The sequence below is a fragment of the Caballeronia concitans genome (genome assembly GCF_001544615.1).
Lineage (GTDB): Bacteria > Pseudomonadota > Gammaproteobacteria > Burkholderiales > Burkholderiaceae > Caballeronia > Caballeronia concitans.
In genome coordinates this window covers 1-5781 of record NZ_FCNV02000033.1, presented here as the reverse complement: position 1 = coordinate 5781, position 5781 = coordinate 1, and the positions used below count along the sequence as shown (strand labels likewise).

The following is a 5781-nucleotide window of genomic DNA, read 5'->3' as shown; positions in this document are numbered from 1 at the left end:
CTGCGGAAGCCCTAGACGAGTACCTGAAATCTGTTCAACAATCCAGTGTTGCGACGACCGTTTGAATCCGCCCAATACCAGATGCCGGTCTATGGTCGCCGGCTTAAACAGCAGAAAGTAAGACAGAGCATGTCACGCAAAGGCAATTGTCTCGATAACGCCACGATGGAGAGCTTCTTCGGTACGCTTAAGTCGGAATTTTTCTACATGAACAGGTTTCGCAACGTCGACGAACTGCAAACCGGCATCAAGGACTACATCCACTATTACAACCACGATCGAATCAAGCTAAGATTGCAAGGACTCAGCCCTGTCCAGTACAGAATGAAATATAAGCAGCACTAACGTCACCGCGTCCAACATTCCGGGGTCAGTTCACAAGATAGGTGGACACCTATGGTCCTCGCTACTGTCGCTCACTGCCAGACGTCGGAGATGGACCGCTTACACTTGTGTGTAGGTGTACGCGATGCATGCTCTGGAGAGGGACACCACAACGGCGTCGTGATAGACGCCCAAAGAATCCGCCTCAGGCCGGCTTGCTATAGCGCGTGTCTCCACAGAAAAGAAAAAGCCCGCTCGACCGAGCGGGCTGAATCCATATCGGTGGACATGGAGGAGACAACCCCAGTATAAACCCTTAGCGCTTAGCTGCAAGTCCTGTTTCGGCCTGTCTCAGATGGGCAACACCTCGCCGTTGTCGGTTCGCCCCCGGGCGCAACGCTTGCGTTATTGCAGACGGGAGGCGCCGCCATGAAAGCGACTACATTCTTGGAACAAGCCAAACGGGAAGCCCAGCTCGTCGATGCGCTGCTGGTTGCACGATATGCCCTCGTGATACATGACGGCATGACGGTGTTAGGCGACGATGAACCGCCGTCGCGCTGGCCAATGCGCTTCGATCGCGAACTTCAGTGCATTGATGCAGCCCTCCAGATGGCCGGGATTGACACAACGCAGGCACTTCATCCACCGAGCCTCTATTGGAAGGATGAGGAAAGCGGTGACTTGCCGCCGGGCGCGGACGACTGAGATGGGGCGCTGGAACGGTTCGCGCACGACGCGCGTACGCGCGCCTGCTCCGCTGGCAGGCGAGATGCCTGTGCTGATCGAGCCGCAGCTGGCGACGCTGGTTGAACGTCATCCCGGGGAAGGCGACTGGTCCTACGAGATCAAGTTCGACGGCTACCGCATGCTCGCGCGCATCGAGCGGGGCGCCGTCAAGCTCGTCACACGCAATGGGCATGATTGGACCGAGCGCATGCCACGGCTGCGCGCCGCACTTGAGGCGCTAACGGCTGATACCGCATGGATTGACGGCGAGGCGGTCGTGCTCGATGCGACCGGTAAGCCCGACTTCAATGCGCTGCAGAACGCATTCGACCGTCGCAGTACAGCCAATATCGTCCTATTCGTCTTCGATCTGTTGTGGCTCAACGGCACCGACATCCGCGATCAGCCGCTGCGCGGACGTCGGGCACTGCTGCAAAATTTGATGACAAGCGTCGAGAGCCCGCTCTTGCGTTACTCGGACGATTTCGCCGAGGATCCGACGTCACTCGTGGCGTCCGCCTGCAAGATGCAGCTCGAAGGCATCATCGGCAAGCGGGCAGACGCGCCGTACCGGTCCGGACGTTCCAACGATTGGATCAAGCTCAAGTGCAATCTCAGGCAAGAGTTCGTGATCGGCGGATTTTCGCGTCTGAAGGGCGCGAAGTCAGGCGTACGTTCACTGTTGCTGGGCGTCTATGAGCAGGACGGCACACTTAGGTATGCGGGCCACGTTGCGCCTCATCTGACGCCTACGCGCAGCGCCGGGTTCAGCAAGCGCGCTCAAGCCTTACTTCAGATTCAACCCGCCTTCTATAACGCGCCCGAACCCGAGCGCGATCGCGAGTTCCATTGGCTCGCGCCCGACATGGTGGCGGAAGTGTCGTTCCTGGAATGGACGCCCAACGGCGAGGTTCGGCATCCCGTCTTTCACGCCTTGCGAGAAGATAAGCCTGCGCGGGCGGTCACGGAAGAAAAGGTTGTCGACGATCCCCGAGCTGGACACATCGGCTCGACGCGGGAACGACCCGGTCCGCGCGGCACGGTTATCGTGGGCGACATCAAGATCAGCAACCCGCAGCGTGTGATGGATCAGGCCTCCGGCCGCGCCAAGCTCGACATCGTGCGGTACTACGACGCCATCGCAGAATGGGCGCTTCCTTACCTGCAAGCGCGGCCGCTTGCGCTCGTGCGCGCGCCTGACGGTATCGCGGGTGAACTGTTTTTTCAGAAGCATTCCGAGCGCGTCCGCATTCCCGCCGTGGAAGAGTTGCCCGTGAGCGTGTATCCGGGACATAAGCCGCTACTGGTCGCCAACACCGCCGACGCGCTGGTCGGCCTCGCCCAGATGAGCGTTGTCGAGATCCACTCGTGGAACGGCATCGCGCCCGATCTCGCGCATCCCGATCGCGTCATTTTTGACCTCGATCCCGATCCCGCCTTGCCGTGGTCGGCGATGTTGGAAGCCGCCTCACTCGTCAAAGTCGTGCTCGATGAACTGGGCCTGCGCTCGTTTGCGAAGACCAGTGGCGGGAAAGGATTCCACATCGTCGTGCCGCTCACCCGCCCACAGGGATGGGAGGAAGTGAAGCTCTTCTCACAGGCGGTCGCACAGCACATGACGCGCGTCGTCCCGCAGCGGTTTTCGGCCGTGCTGGGGCCAAAAAACCGAGTCGGCAAGATCTTCATCGACTATCTGCGCAATGGGCGAAGCGCCAGTACGGTGGCCGCGTTTTCGGTGCGCGCCCGCCCTGGCATGGCGGTATCGATGCCGATATCGTGGGATGAGTTGAAGGACGTCACAAGCGGCGACCAGTGGACAATGGCACAAGCCGTCCACCGACAACGCACGCTCGCAGCAGATCCATGGGAGGGTTACTGGCGCACGCGGCAAGGCATCACCGCCGCGATGCGCCGCGCGGTCGGCATGAAACGCTAGACAAGCCGCGCTTCATGCCCGTTGATCTGGTTGATCCGGCTAATCAGACCTTAGCTGCCGGGCCTTAGCGGTTAGCTCCGCGCCTCAGTGCCCTTCAGTTCGCTGTGCTTGTGTGAGTGCGTCGCCGCGTACTTGAGTTCGAAATGGGCACCCTTGCCGCTTCGCGTCGGCGGAAAGTGTTCGCCCTCGACGCACGTGACTTCGAACGTGTCCTTGCCATCGTCATGGACAACGGCATAGATGCCAGACACCTTGACGATCTCACCGGGCTTATACGCGTTATCGCCTGCCATCGTTGCACCTCCGTCAGTAAAGAACCAAGACCACTGAGCAAAGCGCGTTCCGAGCGGTTTCGTGCAAGCGCCTTTGTCTGCGCACGATCTACGCGGCAAGCCGATGCTCGTAGTACGGCCGGTCTCGATCCTCGAGAATCGCGTCGAGTGCGGCGAGATCGGAGGCCTGGGGATCCAACCAGGCGTCGACATTTTCTCGCTTGATCGGGACGATGCAGCGATCGTGGCCCGCTGCTTCCACCTCGGCAGGCGGCTTGTCTGTGATAGCGGCGAACGACAGGAGATCCGGCTGATCGGGCGCGGTCCACTTCGACCACAGACACGCGACCATCAGCAGCTGACCGTTGTTAGGGCGAAACTCCAGGACCACGTTTTCGCCAGGCGCCTGCGGTCCGTCATGCGTTTCGAACAACGTGTTCTCGCACTTGGCCCGTGCGACGTTCTCGTAAAAGACGTCAACGAGCAGCAGCCCATGGGTGTAGCCAAAACACGGCTTCCAGAACTTGTCCAGACTATCGCGCCGCGCGTTATAGGTTCCGGGGTACTTGACATCGTAGTTCGCGGGCTTGCCCGCGATGCGACATTGATAGCGCATCGGCTTGACGACATACTGCCCGTCTTCGACCACGAGCACCGGCGCGTAGTAGCCGGGGAAGATGCGTGAATCACGAGGCTCCTGCTCAGTTCGACCGAAGTCGGCAAGACGCCGTAACGCCGCCTCGATCTTGTCCGTCGCGATGCGCTTGCTTTCGGTCGCCGCTTTGGTCGTCTTCGTTTGCAGCGTGCGCTCGGCATCCGCCAATCGGGTGCGTTGCTTGAAAAGCTCCTGCTCGACCTTGGTCATTTGCTCAGCGTTGTACCGCTCAACGAAGGTCTTGATCTGACGCTCGTCATCGGACACGGATTCCCGGAAGGCATCTTCCATCGCCTTCGGAATTTTGGCCTTGCTGCCCTCGGCGCGCTCCCAGAACAGTCGCGCGAACTCGCGGATGTCCATCTGCGCGCCGAACATCTTCACGTAGCGACGATAGTCGGCTTGGATCTGCGCGGAGTAACACATGCGTTGAATTCCCTTCGTTTCGTGAGGGCGATACGCCAGGCGTGGGGCTTCAGAGCGCCTCTTTGCACAGCGCCAGCATCTTCTTGATGACGGTGGACGAGTAGTTTAGTTGCATGTCGCCAGTAAAAAAGCGCCAGGACATTCGACTGACGCACCGCAATGCCGTCGCCTTTCAGATCGCGTTGGGCGATGTTAAGCGCCAACTGGCCGAGGCGCACGCGCTCGAGGCAGTCCATCCAGAGGTGATTGCGTCGCAGCCAGATGCGGGTCGCGACCAGGAAGCACAGCCGCCCGCGCGCGCGTCCGACACATTCGACACTTCGTTGATATCTGATCGGTTCAGCGGCAAGCCGCCGTCGTCGACGTAGCCCGCCGTCTCGAGCACCGCGATAGCGATCGTCGGCGCGGCATAGACGACATGTTTCCCCGTGTCATCCCACCGCCCAGGCTTGCTAGCGGCGCCTGCACCACTAGGTCACCGGCTGGATACGTTCGAGTCTCAGTTTCAATTCGCCAAAGTTTCATTGATAAGCGCCACTCTCGAGCGAGCCGAGCAGCCGGGCGACAACGTCAACTCCAGCGGGCGTATCGATGAGCTCCGATGGCTTTCGGCCGCCGAGCGCGGGCTGCGGCCTCTCGATCCACTCGCCCAGCCATCGTGCAGAGTCGAAGTCGTTCGCACCTGGCGCCGTACTGTCTGCGGCAATTCCTTGTGCAATTCCGAGAAGCTTGATCATTCCTATCGCTGCTTGGCCGCCTGCGCCACTTACCAACTCGCCGGCCGCGGCCTTCTTCTCTGCGGTCGCTTCGGGCACGCCGATAATTGTGAGGAAACGCGCCGCCGCCGAAGCTTGATAAGCGTCCGCTGCCGCGTCTAGCGCCGCACGATAGTCCAACACTGATGCCTTTGTAATAAACCGGTCGCTCCCCGATTCATGATGAAGTTCGAGCTTCCCTTGCTCCAGCAGCTTAGAGATGTGCGGACGAGACACGAATAGCTGCGTAGCAGCTTCAGCGATGGACAGGAAGTCGTTTGTATCTGGTCGGTGCGACGAGAACTGGTTTATCGCGTCGACGAGTATCGCTTCCAGTCCAACTGCGAGCTCGCGTCGAACATCGGGTGGCAAACCGGCCCCAACCCGCGTCAGCAACTCCTCCGTACGCACGCGTGAAAGCTGCACTGCGTCGGTAACCGGAGGTGCCATCTTTCCGTCGGTTGACATGGTGGCTTCCAGGCAGAGGTAACGAGTTCAGTGTATCCCCTTTGAGAAGACGTCGAAACGCTGCGATACCGGCTCTTATCCAACGTAAAGTCGACGCCGGAGACCGGTGTTTCTACCCACCCGAGCGGCCGAAGTTGGCCGGCGGACTAAACCGCTCGCGCGGTAGGGGCTACGGTCAGACTTCGGTGGGCAGGGAGAGGCCGGCATCGTGGTTCC

At 60.2% G+C, this 5781-nt stretch carries 6 protein-coding genes and 1 pseudogene; 4 read left to right on the top strand and 3 right to left on the bottom strand.

Annotated features, from left to right (window positions below):
* Positions 1-72: 72 nt before the first annotated feature.
* The 3 genes and pseudogenes from AWB72_RS28190 to ligD form a co-directional block, all read left to right on the top strand.
* Positions 73-345 (top strand): annotated as a pseudogene (locus AWB72_RS28190) (IS3 family transposase); the annotation flags it as partial.
* 408 nt (positions 346-753) lie between these two features.
* On the top strand, positions 754-1032 hold the full coding sequence (locus tag AWB72_RS28185; protein WP_208863196.1) for a hypothetical protein: 279 nt from the start codon (positions 754-756) through the stop codon (positions 1030-1032).
* Position 1033: 1 nt separating this feature from the next.
* The gene (gene ligD, locus AWB72_RS28180) at positions 1034-2989 is read left to right on the top strand and encodes a DNA ligase D (protein ID WP_087129200.1); all 1956 of its coding nucleotides are present in this window, start codon (positions 1034-1036) and stop codon (positions 2987-2989) included.
* A 71-nt stretch (positions 2990-3060) separates the two neighbouring features.
* Here ligD and AWB72_RS28175 read toward each other — a convergent pair whose 3' ends face one another.
* Positions 3061-3282: a hypothetical protein gene (locus AWB72_RS28175; protein ID WP_087129199.1), complete on the bottom strand. Its 222-nt coding sequence runs from the start codon at positions 3280-3282 to the stop codon at positions 3061-3063.
* Positions 3283-3370: 88 nt separating this feature from the next.
* Positions 3371-4342, bottom strand: a complete 972-nt coding sequence (locus AWB72_RS28170; RefSeq protein ID WP_087129197.1) for an SOS response-associated peptidase family protein — start codon at positions 4340-4342, stop codon at positions 3371-3373.
* Positions 4343-4455: 113 nt separating this feature from the next.
* On the opposite strand from AWB72_RS28170, the gene AWB72_RS29625 reads away from it, so the two are divergent.
* Positions 4456-4710 (top strand): hypothetical protein, encoded by a 255-nt coding sequence (locus AWB72_RS29625; RefSeq protein ID WP_244285790.1) that lies wholly within the window; start codon positions 4456-4458, stop codon positions 4708-4710.
* 153 nt (positions 4711-4863) lie between these two features.
* Here AWB72_RS29625 and AWB72_RS29615 read toward each other — a convergent pair whose 3' ends face one another.
* Complete coding sequence (locus tag AWB72_RS29615) at positions 4864-5565, bottom strand: antitoxin Xre/MbcA/ParS toxin-binding domain-containing protein (RefSeq protein WP_244285789.1); 702 nt, start codon at positions 5563-5565, stop codon at positions 4864-4866.
* Between the last annotated feature and the right edge of the window lie 216 nt (positions 5566-5781).

Bases quoted from the DNA above. Each gene is read 5' to 3' on its own strand.
- AWB72_RS28185 (WP_208863196.1), top strand. From the start codon at position 754: ATGAAAGCGACTACATTCTTGGAACAAGCCAAACGGGAAGCCCAGCTC.
- ligD (WP_087129200.1), top strand. From the start codon at position 1,034: ATGGGGCGCTGGAACGGTTCGCGCACGACGCGCGTACGCGCGCCTGCT.
- AWB72_RS28175 (WP_087129199.1), bottom strand. From the start codon at position 3,282: ATGGCAGGCGATAACGCGTATAAGCCCGGTGAGATCGTCAAGGTGTCT.
- AWB72_RS28170 (WP_087129197.1), bottom strand. From the start codon at position 4,342: ATGTGTTACTCCGCGCAGATCCAAGCCGACTATCGTCGCTACGTGAAG.
- AWB72_RS29625 (WP_244285790.1), top strand. From the start codon at position 4,456: ATGTCGCCAGTAAAAAAGCGCCAGGACATTCGACTGACGCACCGCAAT.
- AWB72_RS29615 (WP_244285789.1), bottom strand. From the start codon at position 5,565: ATGTCAACCGACGGAAAGATGGCACCTCCGGTTACCGACGCAGTGCAG.